16 protein-coding genes are annotated in these 17,355 nt (G+C 61.7%); 10 read left to right on the top strand and 6 right to left on the bottom strand.

Features of this window, described 5'->3' with window-relative positions:
• Positions 1 to 234 precede the first annotated feature (234 nt).
• Together EKH49_RS11550 and EKH49_RS11545 are read left to right on the top strand one after the other, a co-directional pair.
• The gene (locus tag EKH49_RS11550; protein WP_442903508.1) at positions 235 to 1,653 is read left to right on the top strand and encodes an MFS transporter; all 1,419 of its coding nucleotides are present in this window, start codon (positions 235 to 237) and stop codon (positions 1,651 to 1,653) included.
• Entirely contained in the window at positions 1,622 to 2,047 is a 426-nt protein-coding gene (locus tag EKH49_RS11545) for a DUF1801 domain-containing protein (protein ID WP_128470946.1), read from the top strand. The genes EKH49_RS11550 and EKH49_RS11545 overlap by 32 nt, the downstream gene beginning before the upstream one ends.
• A gap of 81 nt (positions 2,048 to 2,128) precedes the next feature.
• Here the strand turns inward: EKH49_RS11545 and EKH49_RS11540 are convergent, their stop codons facing one another.
• Positions 2,129 to 3,238 (bottom strand): hypothetical protein, encoded by a 1,110-nt coding sequence (locus tag EKH49_RS11540; RefSeq protein ID WP_128470945.1) that lies wholly within the window; start codon positions 3,236 to 3,238, stop codon positions 2,129 to 2,131.
• Positions 3,239 to 3,639: 401 nt separating this feature from the next.
• Between EKH49_RS11540 and EKH49_RS11535 the strand changes: the two genes are divergently transcribed.
• The 4 genes from EKH49_RS11535 (at position 3,640) to EKH49_RS11520 (ending at position 8,047) form a co-directional block, all read left to right on the top strand.
• A complete protein-coding gene (locus EKH49_RS11535) occupies positions 3,640 to 4,416 on the top strand; it encodes an electron transfer flavoprotein subunit beta/FixA family protein (protein WP_128470944.1) in 777 nt (258 codons plus the stop codon).
• Positions 4,417 to 4,430: 14 nt separating this feature from the next.
• Positions 4,431 to 5,411, top strand: a complete 981-nt coding sequence (locus tag EKH49_RS11530) for an electron transfer flavoprotein subunit alpha/FixB family protein (protein WP_128470943.1) — start codon at positions 4,431 to 4,433, stop codon at positions 5,409 to 5,411.
• A gap of 5 nt (positions 5,412 to 5,416) precedes the next feature.
• Positions 5,417 to 7,288 carry a cytochrome b/b6 domain-containing protein gene (locus tag EKH49_RS11525; RefSeq protein WP_128470942.1) on the top strand — a complete coding sequence of 624 codons (1,872 nt, stop codon included), beginning with the start codon at positions 5,417 to 5,419 and terminating at the stop codon, positions 7,286 to 7,288.
• 102 nt (positions 7,289 to 7,390) lie between these two features.
• The gene (locus EKH49_RS11520; RefSeq protein WP_128470941.1) at positions 7,391 to 8,047 is read left to right on the top strand and encodes a class I SAM-dependent methyltransferase; all 657 of its coding nucleotides are present in this window, start codon (positions 7,391 to 7,393) and stop codon (positions 8,045 to 8,047) included.
• Positions 8,048 to 8,146: 99 nt separating this feature from the next.
• Here EKH49_RS11520 and EKH49_RS11515 read toward each other — a convergent pair whose 3' ends face one another.
• The 5 genes from EKH49_RS11515 to EKH49_RS11495 are packed head-to-tail and all read right to left on the bottom strand — an operon-like array spanning position 8,147 to position 14,591.
• Entirely contained in the window at positions 8,147 to 9,619 is a 1,473-nt protein-coding gene (locus EKH49_RS11515; RefSeq protein WP_128470940.1) for a rhamnulokinase, read from the bottom strand.
• Entirely contained in the window at positions 9,616 to 11,667 is a 2,052-nt protein-coding gene (locus EKH49_RS11510) for a bifunctional aldolase/short-chain dehydrogenase (protein WP_128471028.1), read from the bottom strand. Before EKH49_RS11510 ends, EKH49_RS11515 begins: the two co-directional genes overlap by 4 nt.
• A gap of 48 nt (positions 11,668 to 11,715) precedes the next feature.
• The gene (locus EKH49_RS11505; RefSeq protein WP_201739602.1) at positions 11,716 to 13,023 is read right to left on the bottom strand and encodes an MFS transporter; all 1,308 of its coding nucleotides are present in this window, start codon (positions 13,021 to 13,023) and stop codon (positions 11,716 to 11,718) included.
• 2 nt (positions 13,024 to 13,025) lie between these two features.
• Entirely contained in the window at positions 13,026 to 14,198 is a 1,173-nt protein-coding gene (gene rhaI, locus EKH49_RS11500) for an L-rhamnose isomerase (protein WP_128470939.1), read from the bottom strand.
• A gap of 54 nt (positions 14,199 to 14,252) precedes the next feature.
• Positions 14,253 to 14,591, bottom strand: a complete 339-nt coding sequence (locus EKH49_RS11495) for an L-rhamnose mutarotase (protein WP_128470938.1) — start codon at positions 14,589 to 14,591, stop codon at positions 14,253 to 14,255.
• A 116-nt stretch (positions 14,592 to 14,707) separates the two neighbouring features.
• Here EKH49_RS11495 and EKH49_RS11490 point away from each other — a divergent pair, with 116 nt between their 5' ends.
• From EKH49_RS11490 to EKH49_RS11480, 4 genes are all read left to right on the top strand, one after another.
• The gene (locus tag EKH49_RS11490; protein ID WP_330857431.1) at positions 14,708 to 15,865 is read left to right on the top strand and encodes a LacI family DNA-binding transcriptional regulator; all 1,158 of its coding nucleotides are present in this window, start codon (positions 14,708 to 14,710) and stop codon (positions 15,863 to 15,865) included.
• 98 nt (positions 15,866 to 15,963) lie between these two features.
• A complete protein-coding gene (locus EKH49_RS16580) occupies positions 15,964 to 16,125 on the top strand; it encodes a hypothetical protein (protein WP_161567510.1) in 162 nt (53 codons plus the stop codon).
• Between the two features lie 434 nt (positions 16,126 to 16,559).
• Positions 16,560 to 17,021, top strand: a complete 462-nt coding sequence (locus EKH49_RS11485) for a DUF3817 domain-containing protein (protein ID WP_128470937.1) — start codon at positions 16,560 to 16,562, stop codon at positions 17,019 to 17,021.
• A gap of 34 nt (positions 17,022 to 17,055) precedes the next feature.
• On the top strand, positions 17,056 to 17,304 hold the full coding sequence (locus EKH49_RS11480) for a hypothetical protein (protein WP_201739601.1): 249 nt from the start codon (positions 17,056 to 17,058) through the stop codon (positions 17,302 to 17,304).
• The last annotated feature ends 51 nt before the right edge of the window (positions 17,305 to 17,355 follow it).

Genomic DNA, 17,355 nt, shown 5'->3' with positions numbered 1-17,355 from the left:
TGGTGTGCTCCGTCCATTCAATGCTCGTCAGAAGGGGAAAACCGTTGCAGCCGGTTTGCATGGATTCAACCTTGGCAGAAAGTGCGCGGGGTCACACTAGGGTTATGCCTAGGCATGGGCTAGGCATCTGACTACTATGTTTTCGATCGTCTGAATCAACACCTGTTGCCTATCAATGCATCGGCGTATTCTTTGATACGAGCACCAGCCCACTTTTTCGAAGCAGGCTTCCCCATGCGCGATGAAGGACCCACGGATCATCCGCTGGCCGGCAGCGGCAACCCCGAGGTTCCGCCGCAGGGCCAGCGCTCATTCATGCACATCCTGGTGAATACCGCCGTTGCGAACCTCACCACCAGCTACCTGTGGTTCGCGTTGACCTTCTGGGTGTACCTGGAAACCGAGAACGTCATGGCCACCGGCATCATCGGCGGCGCGTTCATGCTGCTGATCTCCCTGTTCTCCATGGTTTTCGGGACCATCGTGGACAACCACCGCAAGAAATCGGTCTTCGTCTTCTCCGCGCTCATCACCGCGGTGGCCTTCAGCCTGGCCGGGCTGATCTACCTCGTGCTGCCCACCGAAGACATCCTTGACATCGGCGGGTGGCAGTTCTGGATCTTCTGCCTGGTCATCCTGTTCGGGGCGATCGTCGAGCAGATGCGCGGCATCGCCCTGTCCACGACCGTCACCCTGCTGATCCCGGTCGAGCGCCACGCGAATGCCAACGGGCTGGTGGGCACGGTGCAGGGCATCGCCTTCATCGTCACCAGCGTGTTCTCAGGGCTGTCCATCGGGCTGCTGGGGATGGGGTGGACGCTGGCCATCGCCATCATGCTGGTGGTGATCACGATGCTGCACCTGCTGGGCATCTCCATCCCGGAGGAGGAGCCGGAAAAGGAGGAGGGGCGCACCAAGACCAGCGACCTGCGCCTGGGCTTCACCACGGTAATGGCCATTCCGGGACTGTTCGCCCTGATCATCTTCTCGATGTTCAACAACTTCATCGGCGGCACCTATATGGCGCTGATGGACCCCTACGGGCTGACCATCATGCCGGTCGAGGCCTGGGGCATCGCCTTCGGACTGGCGTCCACCGGCTTCATCGTCGGAGGCCTGGCCATCGCCAAGTTCGGCTTGGGGGCCAACCCGATCCGCACCATGCTCCTGCTGGTGGCCGTCATGGGATTCCTCGGCGCGATCTTCACCATCCGCGAGTGGACCTGGCTGTATGTGCTGGGAATCTGGTTCTACATGATGCTGATTCCCGCTGTGGAAGCCTCGGAGCAAACGGTGATCCAGAAGGTGGTCGCCTTCCGCCGCCAGGGCCGGGTATTCGGCTTCGCACAGATGCTCGAAGCTGCGGCGGCCCCGATTACCGCCTTCCTGATCGCGCCCATAGCCCAGTACCTGGTCATCCCGTTCATGCGTTCGCCCGAGGGCGATGCCCAGTTCGGCTGGCTGGTGGGGCAAGGCGAGGCGCGTGGCATCGCCTTGATCTTCCTGGCCGGCGGGCTGATCATGATTGTGGTGGCGCTGCTGGCCATGGGCACCAGCCAGTATCGCAAGCTGTCGGCAATTTTCCAGGCAGAATCGCCTGCTGCACCCGAGGAGGCATCACTTGCCAACAAGTCAGAAGACACTTCCAACTGACGCCAGCGTTGAGGAGTTCATCGCGGCGGCAACCCCGGACAAGCGCCGGATTGACGGCCATGAGCTGGACCGCATCTTCCGCGAAGCCACCGGCGAGCAGCCTGTGATGTGGGGCCCGAGCATGATCGGCTACGGAAGTTATACCTATATCTCCCCTGCCAATGCGCGCACCACCGGCATCTGGCCCAAGACTGGCTTCTCGCCGCGCAAGGCCCAGCTGTCGCTCTATGGCCTGAAGGATCTGCCCGAAGGGGCCGAGCTGCTGCCGCAGCTGGGCAAGTACACCGAAGGAGCCGGCTGCGTGTACGTGAAGAAGCTGGAGGATATCAACCTGGACGTGCTGCGGAAGCTAATCAGCATCGCGGCCTCGCGAAAGGACGATGAGGCGCGATAGCGGGCCGGGCCACCCGGTGCAACACTGAGGCACCCGCAGGCCGTAGCGCTGCGGGTGCCTTCACTGCTTTGCCGTGTTGCCTTATTCAGCTTCTTCGAAGAAGACCTCGACCTCGGTGATGCCGGCGGAAATGACCGGAACCAGGCGCTCGTCGATGCTGTAGTGCTCGCCATCCTTGGAAATCAGGCCGTAGTCGGCCAAGGAATCCATGGCCGTCCGAGCTTCTGGCAGCACCTCATCGTAAATCTTCGGGCCGCAGTTGCGGCGCAGGCCTTCCAGGTCCCCTTCGCGTCCGGTGGATGCGGTGACCAGCAGGTTGCGCAGCACCAGGTAATGGGCTTCATCGCGCAGGGTGACATCGAAGGTCGGGTTCAGGTGCGCCTGGACACAGCCGACAGCCATCTCGAAGAGCAGCTGTGCGCTGCCCGCTTCCTCGCCGGCCACCAGCAGGTCGTAGGCGTCCGGGTCGGTGCGCAGGACCGAGCCTTCGGACTCCACGACCGACATGCGCCCGGCACTCCAGATGTAATTGAAAGCCAGTGGCGCCGGACCGCTGAGGTCGAAGGTTTCAGCATCCAGGCCAACGGCGTTCAGCACCTTGGCGCGCGCAGCTTGCGCCTCTGCGGAGAAGTCTTCCATGTCCACCCCCTCGGCCAGCGCCTCGGCATAGGCCTTGACCTGGGTGAACAGCTTGGTTCCGCGCAGCAATTCGCACAGTTCCGCATCGCCTTCGGCGAAGCCGTTGAGGGTGTCCTCCAGCATCTCGCGCAGTGCTTCGAGGTTTTCCGCGGGACCCTGCCAGAGATTGCGGTCATCGACGAAGTTGAAGTACTCCAGCCAGGTGGTGAAGATCGGTTCTGGCGCGACTGATTCCGGCAGGTTGCCAAGGTGCATGGCCAGGGTCTCGCCGAAGACATCGACGTCCATGTCGAACAGGTTGGAGCTGCGGGCGTTGTCGGCGTACTCGCCTGCGATCTGCCCGATGAGGTCCCACTGCATGCCCGCTGCCTGTGACGCCTGTTCGGCAGTGAAAACAGGGACCTGCTCCGCGACCCAAGCCGTGTAGTCGCCGCGAAGCGCGTCGACCTGCGCTTCAGCCTGGATCTTGAACACGCTGCGGCCGCGAGCTGCCGCCTTGGCAGGATTTCCTGCGCCCGAATTCTTCTTGCCTTGACGCTTCTTGCTGGCCATGAGCCGTCCTTTAATTCCGAAATGGTCTCTGGTTAAAGCCTACGGTGCCCACCCGGAACCGGGCGAAAAGCGCGATGCGGCTCACCTGCTCAGAAACGCGTTCGGATACCCCGCCGATCTGTAGACCATTTGTCCTTCAACGTGCTCACTTGCTGTTTTCTTGTCCACTTTCATTGACCATTGGCGCTTGATCCGACAAGATAAACAGCAGAGACGAATGTAGCCTACGACACAGTACTTCGAGTTCTGCAGGGTATCTGCGACGGGGTCCATTAATGAACTTGGATTTCCTAGTAGTTTCGGCGGCGAGCATGGCCTAGGTCCGTGGAACTCGGAATCATGGATGGCTTCCGGCACTCGGAGGTTCTGGCGGAAACTGCTGCGATAAGAGGGAGAAAATGATGAAGATCGCGGTTCTGATCAAAGAAGTCCCGGATACCGGAGAAGACCGCCTGCTGGATCTGGAGACCGGCCTGGCTGATCGCGCCGCTTCAGAAGTGGTGCTCGATGAAATCGGCGAACGGACCTTGGAAGTCGCGTTGAAGCACGCTGACGCGAATCCTGGAACCGATATCACCGTGCTAACCATGGGGCCGGAATCGGTCCAGGCCACCTTGCGCAAGGCCTTGGCCATGGGCGCCGCCGACGCCGTGCACATCAACGATGAAGAGCTGCTCGGAGCCGATCTGGTGCTCACCGCGCAGGTGCTTGCGGCGGCTTTGCGCCGGGGCAATTACGACCTGATCCTCACCGGCAACATGTCCACCGACGGTTCGGCCGGCATGCTCCCGGTGATGCTGGCCGAGCTGCTTGATCTTCCAGCGGCGACGTCCCTGTCCTCGGTGGACATTGCCGACGGCGCGATCAGCGGCTTGCGCGAGCTCGATGGAGCCGCGGCCAAAGTCAGCGCTCCGCTGCCGGCGGTCGCTTCGATCACCGAAGCATTGCCCGATGCCCGCTTCCCGAACTTCAAGGGCATCATGGCAGCCAAGAAGAAGCCGATCGAATCCTTGTCCCTGGCGGACTTGGGCATCGAGGCGCTGCCTGCGGATACCGCGCGTTCCATCATGGTTTCGGTGGCCCAGCGCCCGCCGCGCACCGCTGGAACCATCGTGACCGATGACGGCGAAGCCGGCAACGCCTTGGCCGAATTCCTCGTCAAGAACAACCTGGTGTGAGCGGAAAGAGAACCATGACTGATTTTGCTGCTGATTCAATTCTCGTTTTCCTCGAGACCACCACTGCCGGAACGCTGGCCAAGAACCACGCGGAGCTGCTCGGTGCAGCCTCCACCGTGGGCACCCCGGTCGCCTTGGTGACCGCCCCGGCAGGATCCGTTGAAACCCTGGCGGAACTAGCCAGCCAGGCTGGTGCCGTGCAGGTGCTCACCGCAGTTGTCGAGTCGCCGGTGCTGACCGCGCCGATGGCTGACGCGCTGCAGCAGGCCTTCGCCGTAGTCCAGCCGCAAGCGGTGATCCTGGGGCATACCCTGACCTCGCGCGAAGTGGCAGCACGCTTCGCGGTGCGCAACCGCTTGGCGCTCAGCGTGGATGCCCTCGGCGTTTCGCGCGATGACCAGGGAATCATCGCAGCCCACTCGATCTACGGCGGCGCGTACTCGACCCACAGTGCCCCGACCTTCGGCGCTCCGGTGATTACCGTGCGCGTGGGCAGCATCGAAGAGCGCGCCCAAGCCCAGCCGGCGAGCGCCACCGCACTGGAGGTCGCCGCAAGCGGCAAGCCGGAGATCGAGGTCAAGGAACTGGAAACTGCCGAAACGGCATCGACCCGTCCCGAGCTGCGTTCCGCGGCTCGCGTGGTTTCCGGCGGTCGCGGCCTGGGCAGTGCGGAGCAGTTCGATCTGGTGCACCAGCTGGCCGATGCCCTGGGGGCAGCCGTGGGCGCTTCGCGCGCCGCGGTGGATGCCGGCTACGTCGAGCATGCCGCGCAGGTAGGCCAGACCGGTGTTGCGGTCTCGCCCCAGCTGTATGTCGCGCTGGGCATCTCAGGAGCCATCCAGCATAAGGCAGGCATGCAGACTGCCAAAACCATCGTTGCCATCAACAAGGACGCCGATGCGCCGATCTTCGAGATCGCCGACTTCGGTGTGGTCGGCGATGTCTTCAAGGTCGTTCCGCAGTTGATTTCCGCGCTTGAAGCACGCAAGGCGTAATTGCCATGAATGCACCTGAGCAATCCATCCGGCAAGGCCTGCCCCGCGTGGCTGGAGGCGAGCCCTGGCCCCCGGCCGAGCTGTTCGCTTCCGTGGCAGCCACCGCTGACGCAACCGTTGCGGAGCCCACGAAGGCTGAGCCAGTTGCCGAGCCCATTCTCGAACAGCCCGTCAGCTCACCTGCTCCCGCCGAACCAACGCCTGCCGAAACACCTGCTGTTGCCGCGGCCAGCGCTGCGTCCGCGCAGACTGTTGCCGGCCAAGTACCGGTAGCTGGATCGCTGCGCCGGGGCCTGCCACGAGTTGCCGGCGGCGAGCCATGGCCTCCTGCAGGAAATCCTGTTGTCGCGAGCGCTCCGGCTGCCGCAACGCAGCAGGTGTCGGCGGCTGTACCAGCTTCCGAGCCGGCAACCACGCCGGTCACTGAACCGGCGAATGCGGCACCGGTTGAAGCGGCGCCGGCAGCCAGCGAACCAGTTCCCCCGGCGAATGCGGCACCGGCCGCGGCGAATTCCAGTGCAGATGCACCGGCAGTTCGCCGTGGACTTCCGCGGACCGCCGGCGCAGAAGCCTGGCCGCCAAGTTCATTCGTGGCTGCACCCGCAGCCGCAGCGGTCCCGGCAGCATCTGCGGAACCTGCGGAACCTGCAGCCAGCGTCCCAGAAAACGTTGCTGTTGCCGCTCCGGTTGCGCCAGCTCCCGTTGCTGAAGACGCCCAGGCCGCACCGGCGAAGGCCGAACCAGCACCGGCAGAACCGGTTGCCCAAGCATCCAGTGCGAAGGCCGCTCCCTCGGCCACGGCAGATGAAACGCCAGCAGCCCCTGCGCGTACCCGCATGGGCATGCAGCAGTCTGCGGCTCCGGCGGCGCCAGCAGTGGCGGCAGAAAAGGCATCTTCCGCAAAACCTGCAATCACCCCGAAGCCCCAGGCCTCGGCAAAGAGCAAGAAGGAAGCGGTCAAGCATGGCCCGCTGACCACCAAGCAGTGGGTGCTCGCTGGAATCGTCGGCGCGTTCGCCGCATTGGGCCTGGCCACTGCCGCGGTGCTCATTGCCCGCGGCATTGCCGGAATCGATGGGGTCGAGTCCTTCATGGAACGCTACCCGGGCGAATACCATCTGCCGGAATCAGCACCCATCGGCTTCCCCGGCTGGCTGGCATGGAACCACTTCTTCAACTTCTTCCTCATGGTCCTGATCATCCGCTCGGGCATGCTGGTCAGGCATCAAAAGAAGCCGCCTGCCTATTGGTCGTCGAAGCGCAGCCCGAAGGTGAGCATCAACCTCTGGCTGCACCAGGGCCTTGACCTGCTGTGGCTGGTCAATGGCTTGGTGTTCCTCGTGCTGCTGTTCGCCACAGGCCACTGGATGCGCATTGTCCCGACATCGTGGGAGGTCTTCCCGAATGCGATCTCGGCGGCCTTGCAATACCTGACGCTGGATTGGCCTACCGAAAATGGCTGGGTGAACTACAACTCGCTGCAGCAGCTGGCCTACTTCACCACCGTGTTCATTGCCGCTCCGGTAGCGGCGATCACCGGTTACCGGATGAGCGCATTCTGGCCCAAGAACATGCCAGCACTGACCAAGAAGTACCCGATTGAGGTGGCCCGAGCCCTGCACTTCCCCACCATGCTGTACTTCGTGCTGTTCATCCTGGTGCACGTGATCCTGGTGTTCTCCACCGGGGCGCTGCGCAACCTGAACCACATGTATGCGGCCCAGGGGTCCACCGATCCCGCCGCGTACGCGGATAACTGGGCCGGGCTGCTCTACTTCGCGCTCTCGCTGCTGGTGATCGCCGGTGCGTGGCTGGCCTGCAGGCCAATGATCCTAGCCTCCATTGCCCGCCTCTTCGGCAAGGTCAGTGCAAGGTAGATACAATAGTTCTTGCCTCTGGCGCAAAACTGATCGCGTACGGGGCCCATCGTCAGTAAGGTCTTCAATAACGGCCTTACTGACGAATGGGGAACACCAAGGATGAGCCACCACCACGAACACCACACCACGCAACTCGACGGCGTCGACTTCTGGGAGAACCACTACGGCCAGTCCGAGCGGATCTGGTCAGGCAAGGTCAACCAGGTCATCGAGGAATTGGTTGCCCCGCTGGACGCCGGCACATCGTTGGACATCGGCTGCGGCGAGGGCGGCGACGTGCTGTGGCTGGCAGCCAATGGCTGGAGGGCTACCGGTGTGGATATCTCGCCCACCGCCGTGAAACGCGCCGCGGAAGAAGCCGCCAAGCTTGGTCTGGATGCGGGACAGGCCCGCTTCATTGCCTCGGATCTGGGCGCGTGGAATACCGGGGAGACCTTTGATCTGGTGACCTTGAGCTTCTTCCAGGCACCCTTCGAATTCCCGCGCGCCGATTTCCTGCGCAAGGCGGCAACGCTGGTCGCACCGGGCGGCCACCTGCTGGCCCTGTCCCACGCCTCCATGCCCTCCTTCCCCGGCAAGCCCGATCACCCGATGCCCGCGTTCCCCAGCCCGGAAGAGGAACTGGCGGCCCTGGAGCTGGACCCTGAGCAGTGGGAGGTGCTGTGCGCAGAGATCCGCGAACGCAGCATCATGGCACCGGACGGCAATCCTGCAACCTTGGAAGACTCCGTCGTATTCGTGCAGCGCAAGCCGTAGTCAATATGACCAAAGATCCCCTTGACTCTGGGTTGCACCAGGGACAAGGGGATCTTTGTTGGCTGGGATCCCAGCCATGACCTAGATGCCCACACGGATCTAGGCCAGACTTTCGGCCTTCTCAGGCTCATAAATTTCAAGTTCCACCGACGCACGGACCAGTTCGCGCAAGTTCATCTGGCTTCCGGACAGCGAGCGCAGTTGCACCAACACGTTGCCCAATGCGGTGCACTCCACAGGCCCGGCAACTACCGGAACCCTCGCAAGATCCGCGGTACGCTGGCACAGCAAATTGCCCTGCGAACCGCCCCCGACAATATGGATGCTCTCCGGTTCGAAACCGCCGAACGCCGCAGCCGCCATTGCTTGGGTGGCAAAACTGGACGCCAAGGACTCTATGATGACGCGGATCAGCTCCGCGCGGGTAGACGGTGCCACCCCGCCTGCCGCAACAACGGCTTCGCTCACGCGCTGCGGCATCCGTCCCGGCGCCAAAAATCGCTCGTCCTGAGGGTTTATGAGCACCTCAGGGACCGGTAGGGCCTGGGCTTGGACCAGCAGTTCTTCAAGGCTGGTTTCCGGCTCGCCGGACTGGGCGGACTGTTCGTTCCAGTGACGGATGGACTCGCTGAGCAGGAATGTCCCAGTCACGTTCTTGAGGAATCGAACACTCTGCTCCAGCCCCAGCTCATTGGTAAAACCAGCCTGTTGCGCTTCTCGGCTGAGTACCGGAGCATTGAGTTCTACACCTACCAGCCCCCAGGTTCCACAGGATACGTACGCCGAGCGCGGGCCTGCCAGAGGAGTCGCGGCCACGGCACTGGCAGTGTCGTGCGAGGCCACCGCCACCACTTTCACCTCCAACTCGGCACCTAGCTCGGCAGCCAGATGCGGGAGCAGCGTCCCCACCACTTGGCCCGGACGAATCAGTTCGGGCAGCTTACCGTCTACACCCAGATGGGAGGCAAGCTGCTCATCCCAACCACCGGTGCGCTGGTTAAGCAGCCCGGTGGTGGACGCGTTTGTCCACTCGCAGCGCGCGACTCCGGTCAGCAGCCAGTTAATGTAGTCGGGTACGAGAAGCAGTGCATCCGCGTCCCGCAACCGCGACTGCGCGCGCTCCGCCTCCAACTGGTACACGGTATTGAAGGGCAGGAACTGCAGACCGTTGCGATCGAAGAGCTCAGCCCGGTCGAAGTGCTTCTCCAGCTCCGGCACTGCGCGCTCATTACGCGGGTCCCGGTAGTGGCGCACCTGCCCCAGCCGCTGGCCGTCGGCCAGCAGCGCATAGTCCACAGCCCACGAGTCCACCCCGATAGCGGCGATGTCCGGACGCTGCGCAAAGGCCAACGACAAACCGTGGCGAATCTGCACCCACAGATCGTCGATGTCCCAGGACAGGGCCTCGGCTGGTGCGCTGTCCTCCAGCGAGGACAAGGGCACCGGACCGTTGGCAAAGCGGTGCATCAGCTGCAGCTTGAGTTTGCCGTCCGCCAACTCGCCGATCATGACGCGGCCGCTGGTGGCGCCCAGGTCAATCGCAGCGACGGGTGATTGAAACTCGCGGCTCATCGCAGGAACGCCGCCGCCACTCCGGAGTCCACCGGGATGTGCAAGCCGGTAGTGCGGGTCAGTTCCGGCCCGGTGAGCACATACACCGCATCTGCGATGTTTTCAGGTACGACTTCGCGCTTGAGGATAGTGCGGTTGGCGTAGAACTGACCGAGGTCTTCTTCGGCTACTCCGTAGGTGGCGGCACGCTGTGCACCCCAGCCTCCAGAGAAGATGCCCGAACCGCGCACCACGCCATCAGGGTTGATGCCGTTGACACGGACTCCGTGCTCGCCCAGCTCGACGGCCAGCAAACGCACCTGATGCGCCTGATCGGCTTTGGTCGCCGAGTAGGCAATGTTGTTCGGGCCGGCAAAGACCGAGTTCTTGGAGGAGATGTAAATGATATCTCCGCCCAATTTCTGGTCTATCAGCACCTTGGCTGCCGCCTTCGAGATCAGGAAAGAGCCCTTGGCCATGACATCGTGCTGCAGATCCCAGTCGGCTTCAGTGGTTTCCAGCAGCGACTTGGACAGCGAAAGCCCGGCGTTGTTGACCACCAAGTCCAACCCACCGAAGGCCAGTACCGCTTGGTCAATGGCGGCCTGTACGGCAGCAGCGTCCGCCACGTTCGCGGCCACGCCGATGGCGACATCCGCATCGCCGAGTTCAACGGCCGCTGCTTGGGCCTTGGCCAGATCCAGGTCGGCAATGACGACACAGGCGCCCTCAGCGGCCAGGCGCTTGGCGATCGCCTTGCCGATACCTGAAGCTGCACCGGTGACCAGCGCAATTCGCCCCTGATGCGACTTCGGCTTGGGCATTCTCTGCAGCTTGGCTTCTTCCAAGGCCCAGTACTCGATGCGGAACTTCTCTGCGTCGGAGATCGGGGTGTAGGTATCCAGCGCCTCGGCACCGCGCATCACGTTGATGGCATTGAGGTAGAATTCGCCGGCTACGCGTGCGGTTTGCTTGTTCGCTCCGAAGGAGAACATGCCGACACCGGGAACCAGGACAATCAACGGGTCCGCGCCGCGCATGGCCGGTGAGTTCTCGTCCTTATGCGCGTCGTAGTAGGCCTGGTAGTCCGCACGGTATTGGACGTGGAGTTCTTTCAGGCGATCCAGCTGTTCTTCCACGCTGGCAGTTGCCGGCAGATCCAGAACCATCGGCTTGACCTTGGTGCGCAGGAAGTGGTCCGGGCAGCTAGTGCCCAACGCTGCTAGCTGCGAAAGCTTCTCACGTGACAGGAAGTCCACCACGCGCTCGTCATCGGTGAAATGGCCGACCATCGGCTTGTCGGTACTGGCAAGCCCGCGAATGGTCGGGGCCAGCGCGGCGGCGCGAGCAGTGCGCTGCTCAGCGGGGAGAGCTTCAAAACCCGCTACGACCGGACCGAATGGTTCGGCGGCTCCGTGCTCTTCGATGTACGCCGCGGCGGTGTCGATGATCCACAGCGAATTCGCTTCGGATTCCTCGGAGGTCTCACCCCAGGCGGTGATGCCGTGTCCACCCAGGATGCAGCCAACGGCCTGCGGATTGCTTTCCTTGATGGCGGCGATGTCCAAGCCCAACTGGAAGCCCGGACGGCGCCAGTCCACCCAGGCAACCTTGTCGCCGAAGATTTTTGCGGTCAGTTCGCGGCCATTGGCGGCGGTGGCGATCGCGATGCCCGAGTCCGGGTGCAGATGGTCCACATGGTTAGCGTCGACTAGCCCATGCATGGCGGTGTCGATGGACGGCGCGGCGCCGCCCTTTCCATGCAGGCAGTAGTCGAACGCCGCGACCATGTCGTCCTCGCGTTCCACGCCAGGATAGACGTTGGCCAAGGCACGCATTCGGTCCAAGCGAAGGGTGGACAGACCCTTTTCGGTCAAGGTGCCGAGGTCCCCACCCGATCCCTTGACCCAGAGCAGCTCAATGCCCTCACCGGTGACAGGGTCGGTGACTGTGCCCTTTGCCGAGGTGTTGCCTCCGGCGTAATTGGTGTTTTTCTTATTCGCACCCAACCGGTTGGATCGTTGAATCAGTTCCTGTGCGGTGGTGCGTGTCGCGATGGTGTTGCTCATGGTGTTCTTGTCTTCCGACTCGTTAATTTGCATTGGGAGCAGACGTTCTCAGGCCTCGATTTTGGAAGCCCTGGTTTCATATCCGTAACGGTCCAGCTCGATCTCCTCCAGCGACCTGCCGCGAGTTTCCGGCGCCCAGATGGTGCCGATCAGCAAGGCGACTACCAGCAGGCCGATGATCAGCAGGCCCAGCTTTTCCAAGCCCCAGCTGGTGAGCAACACTGGGAACACGAGTGAGAGCAGGCCTACCAACACACGGGCAAGCATGAACAGCACCCCCTGTGCGCTGGCGCGATAGCGCGTGGCAAAGAGCTCCGCGGTCCACAGCCCGTAGAATGCCTGTGCGCCGATACCGGCAGAGATGCCCCAAGCCACCGCGTAGAACAGCAGCGAGAAGGTGCCGGGAGGGGCAAAGATCAGCACGACCCAAGCTACGACACCCAGCAAGGCGCCGGCGAAGTACAGCCAACGGCGGGAGACCTTGTCCCCATACTTCATGAACCCGAAATAGGTGGCTGCCGCGGTCAGCACCCAGACAAGGACCTGAAGCAGGTTCTGCTGGGTCGCCGATTCGACACCAGCGGCCTCGTAGACCCGCGGCTGGAAGATGCCAGCCTGGCCTGCCACGGTGTTCCACAGCCCATAGACTCCGAGCAGGAAGAAGAGCGCGCTCCAGTTGCGTCGATCAGCCAGCAGCCCGCGCATGCCGGACAAGAAGGATACTTTCACGCCGCTAGCCAGCTCTGCCTCGCGCTGTTCCTTCCAGCGGGTCGATTCAGGCAGCCCACGGCGCACCCACCAGGTCACTGCCGCGATGACGAACAGGTGGAAGAAGATCACGCGGGATCCGTTGACGCCCCATGGCTCCACCAAAATAGCCAGGGCGAAACCGATAGCGGGGCCAATCGACCACGCCAGCTGGGCGGTGCCCACGTGCGCCGCACGCGATTCCTGAGGGGCTTCCTCAGCGATGTAGGTCCACGAGGCCGGCACACCAGCGCCGACGGCGATACCCATGAGAACCACGCCAATGATCAGCAGGCTAGTACCCGAGGAGAAGGTGATCATCAGGGCACCGATCATGAACAAGATCAGATCGTATGTGTAGATGAACTTGCGTCCCAGTCGGTCGCACAGCGGACCACCGATCAATGCGCCTAGAGCAGCGCCGAAGGCATTGGCCGAGACGGCAGCGATCACACCGACCAGCGAATCATCGAATCCGAAGGCACCCTGCCAAAGACTGAGGCTGGTGGCCAGCGCAATGATGGCTCCGGCTTCGATGTAATTGCTCATTGCCACGGCAATGGTGGCTTTCCATCCGGAGATGCCGCGCTTCTTTGCAACGGTAGTCATCGTTATGCTCCCCAGCTTGCCTGTACGCCGCCAGTGCGTTCGTTTTCAATAGTTGATTGGTAGTCCGAGGCGCGGAAGGCTTCCATCGGGTCTGCAGGCAACCCGCACGAGGCGCGCCACTGCGCCAGTTCTTCTCGCACGTCGGTGTAGAAGGCATCCATGAAGATCTCGTTGGCCTTCAGCACGTCGCCGGAAAGCTGGGCCTCGGTCAGCGCGACCCTGTCGATCAGCAATGCCCGCGCGGTCATTTCCTGCACATTTAGTACACTGCGAATCTGGCCCAGGATCTTGTCCTCGACGTTGTGGCACTGGTCGAGCATGAAGGTGATCGGGGTATTCTCTTCGAGCCCACCCCCGCGATATACCTCGGCCATGATGCGGAAAAGCTGATACGGATCAGCTGCACCAACAATGAGGTCGTCGTCCGCGTAGAATCGCGAGTTGAAGTCGAACGATCCCAGCTTGCCCAGACGCAGCAGCTGCATCACGATAAATTCGATATTCGTGCCCGGCGCATGGTGGCCGGTGTCCAGGCAGACCATGGCCTTCTCCCCCAGTGCCACGACCTGGGCGTAGGACGTGCCCCAATCCGGAACATCGGTGTGGTAGAAAGACGGCTCGAAGAACTTGTATTCGAGAACCAAGCGCTGGTTGTCTCCCAGGCCTGCGTAGATCTCTGCCAGCGAGTCCGCAAGACGGTCCTGACGGCCACGCATGTCTGCCTGGCCCGGGTAGTTGGAGCCTTCGGCCAACCAGATCTTCAGGTCCTGCGAACCCGTGGCGTTCATGACGTCGATGCATTCGAGGTGGTGGTCGATGGCCTTGCGGCGGATCGCAGGATCCTCGTGGGTCAGCGCACCGAATTTGTAGTCGTCATCTTGGAAGGTATTGGAATTGACGGTGCCCAGCTGGACACCCAGATCCTCGGCATGCCGACGCAGAACGGCGTAGTCCTCGACCTTGTCCCAAGGAATGTGCAGGGCAACGGCGGGGGCCAGTCCTGTCAGGCGGTTCACCTGGGCCGCATCGGCAATCTTTTCAAACGGATCACGCGGGGTGCCCGGCGTGCCGTAAACCTTGAAACGGGTGCCGGAGTTGCCATAGGCCCATGAAGGTACCTCGATGGCCAGACGTTCTAGTGTGGTCAGGATCTCGGGGCTCAGCTTTGCGCCCATGGATCTCTCCGTTCTGTCGTGAGTGTGTACGTGTGTTGAAAGCTGGCGGCGCAGCTAGTGCGTTGCCGCGGCCAACTGGTCCTCGAGATTGAAGACTTCACTCAGGCGCGGCGCTCCCTGGTCGGGCCTGCCGGCAAGAGAGACAAAGAAGTCCGCCATCTCGGCTTCCCAAGCTGCTGTGCGTGGATCCGAGTCCAGGGCGGCTTGCGAAGCAGCATCGTCGTCGGTCTCGTAATAGCCGATCAGCAATCCATCTTCCCGAAGGAACAGGGAGTAGTTCCGGCGTCCTGATTGTTCAATGGCCTGAAGCATCTGTGGCCACACTTCCTTGTGCTTCGACACGTACTCGTCAATCAGATCGTGCTTGACCTGCAGTTGGAAGCAGATTCGCATCGTACTACTCTTTCTGGCCGCTGGAATCGGTGGGTAAAACTGTGCGATTTGATTCCCTTCACATCAAAATGAATCGTTTCAATCGCTTCGAGATTCGAGTGTAGAGCAGCTCACACTTGAATTGCAAGCGATCACAAACAGGTTTGAACGATAGTCTTGAATCATTTCAAAAAGACTTCGAAGTTCCCGTTCTTACCCGCGCTCCAGTTATACTCACAGAAGAACATCTCACCGAAGAACAGGAAAGATCCGTGTCCGTCAGCGTCAAGGAAGTTGCCGCCGAAGCGGGCGTTTCAGTGGGCACTGTCTCCAACGTGCTCAACCGGCCGCAGGTAGTTTCCGAACGCACCATTTCCAAGGTCACCGCAGCTATCGAGAAACTTGGCTTTGTCCGCAACGATGCAGCCAGGCAACTGCGCGCCGGACACAGCCGGAGCTTCGGGCTGGTCGTCCTCGATGCACGCAACCCATTCTTCATGGATGTCACCCAAGGCGCCCAGCATCGCGCATTGGACAACGGCTACACCGTGCTGATGGGCGCCAGCGATAACTCGCTGAGCACCGAACAGCAGCTGCTGGACCTCTTTGAAGAACAACGTGTAGCAGGAGTACTCATCTCTCCCCTGCACAGTGACCTGAGCCGGCTCTGGCGGATCCGGGAATCGGGCACGCCAGTGGTTCTGGTGGACCGCGGAAGCGGTGACCGCAGCTTTTCCTCAGTCTCCGTTGACGACGTGGAAGGTGGGAGAATCGCTGCACGGCACTTGCTGGATATCGGGAGAAGGCGGATTGCATTCGTCGGCGGGCCACAGACCATCGAACAGGTCCAACACCGTTTATCGGGGGCCCAGTCCGTATTGGCCCAGGTCCCGGATGCCATGCTGGAGCATCTGCCCACCAAAAACCTTACGGTGCTGGAAGGCCGCTCGGCCGGAGAGCGCATTCTTGCCATGGACCCCGCGCAACGCCCCGACGGCATCTTTGCGGCCAATGACTTGCTTGCCCTGGGTATATTGCAGGCCTTGATTATGTCCGACGAGGTGCGCGTGCCCGATGATATTGCTCTGGTGGGATACGACAATATTGACTTCGCCGAGTCTGCCATCATTCCGATTACAACCGTGCGACAGCCTGCCGAAGAAATCGGACGGACCGCTGTTGACGTGTTGCTCCGCGAAGCTGAAGCGGGAGATAAAGCGGTCCGCGAGCAGTTCGTTTTCACGCCCAAGCTCGTAGTCCGCGCTTCGACTGTGCCACCAACCCAAGCGCGCTGAATGATTGCTCAAGGCTTGCTGAAAATGGCGCCATTCAGGTTTTGAAGTCCGCTGATCCTTGCTAGGTTGGCAATCCAACCAACGAAAGGGATGGATTCATGACCGAGAACAACCCTGAAGCACTGCTGAACAAGGCAGAAGCCGAAGAGCCCGATACCATTTCCGACCCTGCATTGAATGACGAAGTTGGCCAGGACTGGACCGATGAAGGCGGTGCGACTCCGCATGGGGCCGCGCTGGACGGCCGCCCGGAAATCTAGGACCGGCTGCGCAAGCAGCTAGTTCGACAAGCGCCCCTGCTTATTGACACCACGGAGGCCGGACTGCAACTTTGCAGCCCGGCCTCCGTGGCGTTTTCATGACTAGCCCGGCAGGCACGGCAGCGATCATTCGGCTGAGTTGCCACGAGTACCGCAACACACAAATCTCGACAATGAACTACACCCGGATGCCTCGTTCACCCATGCCATCTAGAACGCAACGCCAGCGCGTGGGCGAATTGCCGAGCCGGACTGCCACGGACATCTCGTCCGACGGATATTCCGTTGCGGGCGGGTTGGCTTCTTATCGTTTCTGGCTTGGATCAAGGCCTGCCCCACGTTCAAATGACGCGCACAGGCATGACCGCTAGACTCGGATGGGTTCTGAATTGAGAACCGGTTAATTCGCAATTCCGAGGGACAGAAATCGAGCAATGTCACCACGCACCCTATTCCGCATCGTTGCCAGGGCCGAAGCAGTCACCTGGACGCTGCTGATCATCGCCATGATCCTGAAGTATGTCGTGAAGGTGGGCGACTGGCCGGTTTCCATCGCCGGATTCGTGCACGGTTTCGTCTTCCTCTCCTATGTCGCCACCGGCGTGCTGGTCGGCATCAACCAGCGCTGGAGCAAGCGATCCATCGTACTGGCCGCGGCTACCTCGGTGGTCCCCTACCTGACCATTCCTTATGAACGCCGCTTGGAAAAACAGGGACGGCTGGAAGGCGAATGGCGCACAACCAAGAGCGACCACCCCGACGATGACAAATGGATCGACACGCTGTTCCGCTGGATGGTTGGCCGCCCAATTCTGACTGCGGTGACCGCGGTCGTGATCGTCGCACTGATCTTCACCGTCATGCTGATCCTGGGCCCTCCAGGCGGCCGCGCCTAGCACAGGCTCCTCAGGCAACGACGCTCCAGCGACAATGAAATTGATGGTGGAGGTCGAGGTCCTGGACACCGTGTGCCGGCACATCAACGACCACATGGTGACCTTCTACGCCCGCGCACCGGGCGGCTGGGACATCGAGTACGGCACCGACGGCATGCTCGTGGACGAAAACTACTACACGTTTGAGGAGATCACCGAGGAAAGCTCTTGGGGCCACTCGCATGAGGGCGCCGAGCCGCTGGCCGCCTTCGAAGTGCCGTCCGAGTCCGGCGCCGTCAGCTAGATCCCGGAAGAGTCACTCACTCGCACCAAGCAAACCGCCCTGCCCGATTCA

The sequence above is a fragment of the Glutamicibacter sp. HZAU genome, from assembly GCF_004100365.1.
Lineage (GTDB): Bacteria > Actinomycetota > Actinomycetes > Actinomycetales > Micrococcaceae > Glutamicibacter > Glutamicibacter nicotianae.
Note: the sequence above shows the minus strand (reverse complement) of the source record. Positions and strands in the feature narration are given on the sequence as shown.

Excerpts from the sequence above, each read along its gene's own strand:
- EKH49_RS11550 (WP_442903508.1), top strand. The coding sequence starts at position 235 with ATGCGCGATGAAGGACCCACGGATCATCCGCTGGCCGGCAGCGGCAAC.
- EKH49_RS11540 (WP_128470945.1), bottom strand. The coding sequence starts at position 3,238 with ATGGCCAGCAAGAAGCGTCAAGGCAAGAAGAATTCGGGCGCAGGAAAT.
- EKH49_RS11535 (WP_128470944.1), top strand. The coding sequence starts at position 3,640 with ATGAAGATCGCGGTTCTGATCAAAGAAGTCCCGGATACCGGAGAAGAC.
- EKH49_RS11530 (WP_128470943.1), top strand. The coding sequence starts at position 4,431 with ATGACTGATTTTGCTGCTGATTCAATTCTCGTTTTCCTCGAGACCACC.
- EKH49_RS11525 (WP_128470942.1), top strand. The coding sequence starts at position 5,417 with ATGAATGCACCTGAGCAATCCATCCGGCAAGGCCTGCCCCGCGTGGCT.
- EKH49_RS11520 (WP_128470941.1), top strand. The coding sequence starts at position 7,391 with ATGAGCCACCACCACGAACACCACACCACGCAACTCGACGGCGTCGAC.
- EKH49_RS11515 (WP_128470940.1), bottom strand. The coding sequence starts at position 9,619 with ATGAGCCGCGAGTTTCAATCACCCGTCGCTGCGATTGACCTGGGCGCC.
- EKH49_RS11510 (WP_128471028.1), bottom strand. The coding sequence starts at position 11,667 with ATGAGCAACACCATCGCGACACGCACCACCGCACAGGAACTGATTCAA.
- EKH49_RS11505 (WP_201739602.1), bottom strand. The coding sequence starts at position 13,023 with ATGACTACCGTTGCAAAGAAGCGCGGCATCTCCGGATGGAAAGCCACC.
- rhaI (WP_128470939.1), bottom strand. The coding sequence starts at position 14,198 with ATGGGCGCAAAGCTGAGCCCCGAGATCCTGACCACACTAGAACGTCTG.
- EKH49_RS11495 (WP_128470938.1), bottom strand. The coding sequence starts at position 14,591 with ATGCGAATCTGCTTCCAACTGCAGGTCAAGCACGATCTGATTGACGAG.
- EKH49_RS16580 (WP_161567510.1), top strand. The coding sequence starts at position 15,964 with ATGACCGAGAACAACCCTGAAGCACTGCTGAACAAGGCAGAAGCCGAA.
- EKH49_RS11485 (WP_128470937.1), top strand. The coding sequence starts at position 16,560 with ATGTCACCACGCACCCTATTCCGCATCGTTGCCAGGGCCGAAGCAGTC.
- EKH49_RS11480 (WP_201739601.1), top strand. The coding sequence starts at position 17,056 with ATGAAATTGATGGTGGAGGTCGAGGTCCTGGACACCGTGTGCCGGCAC.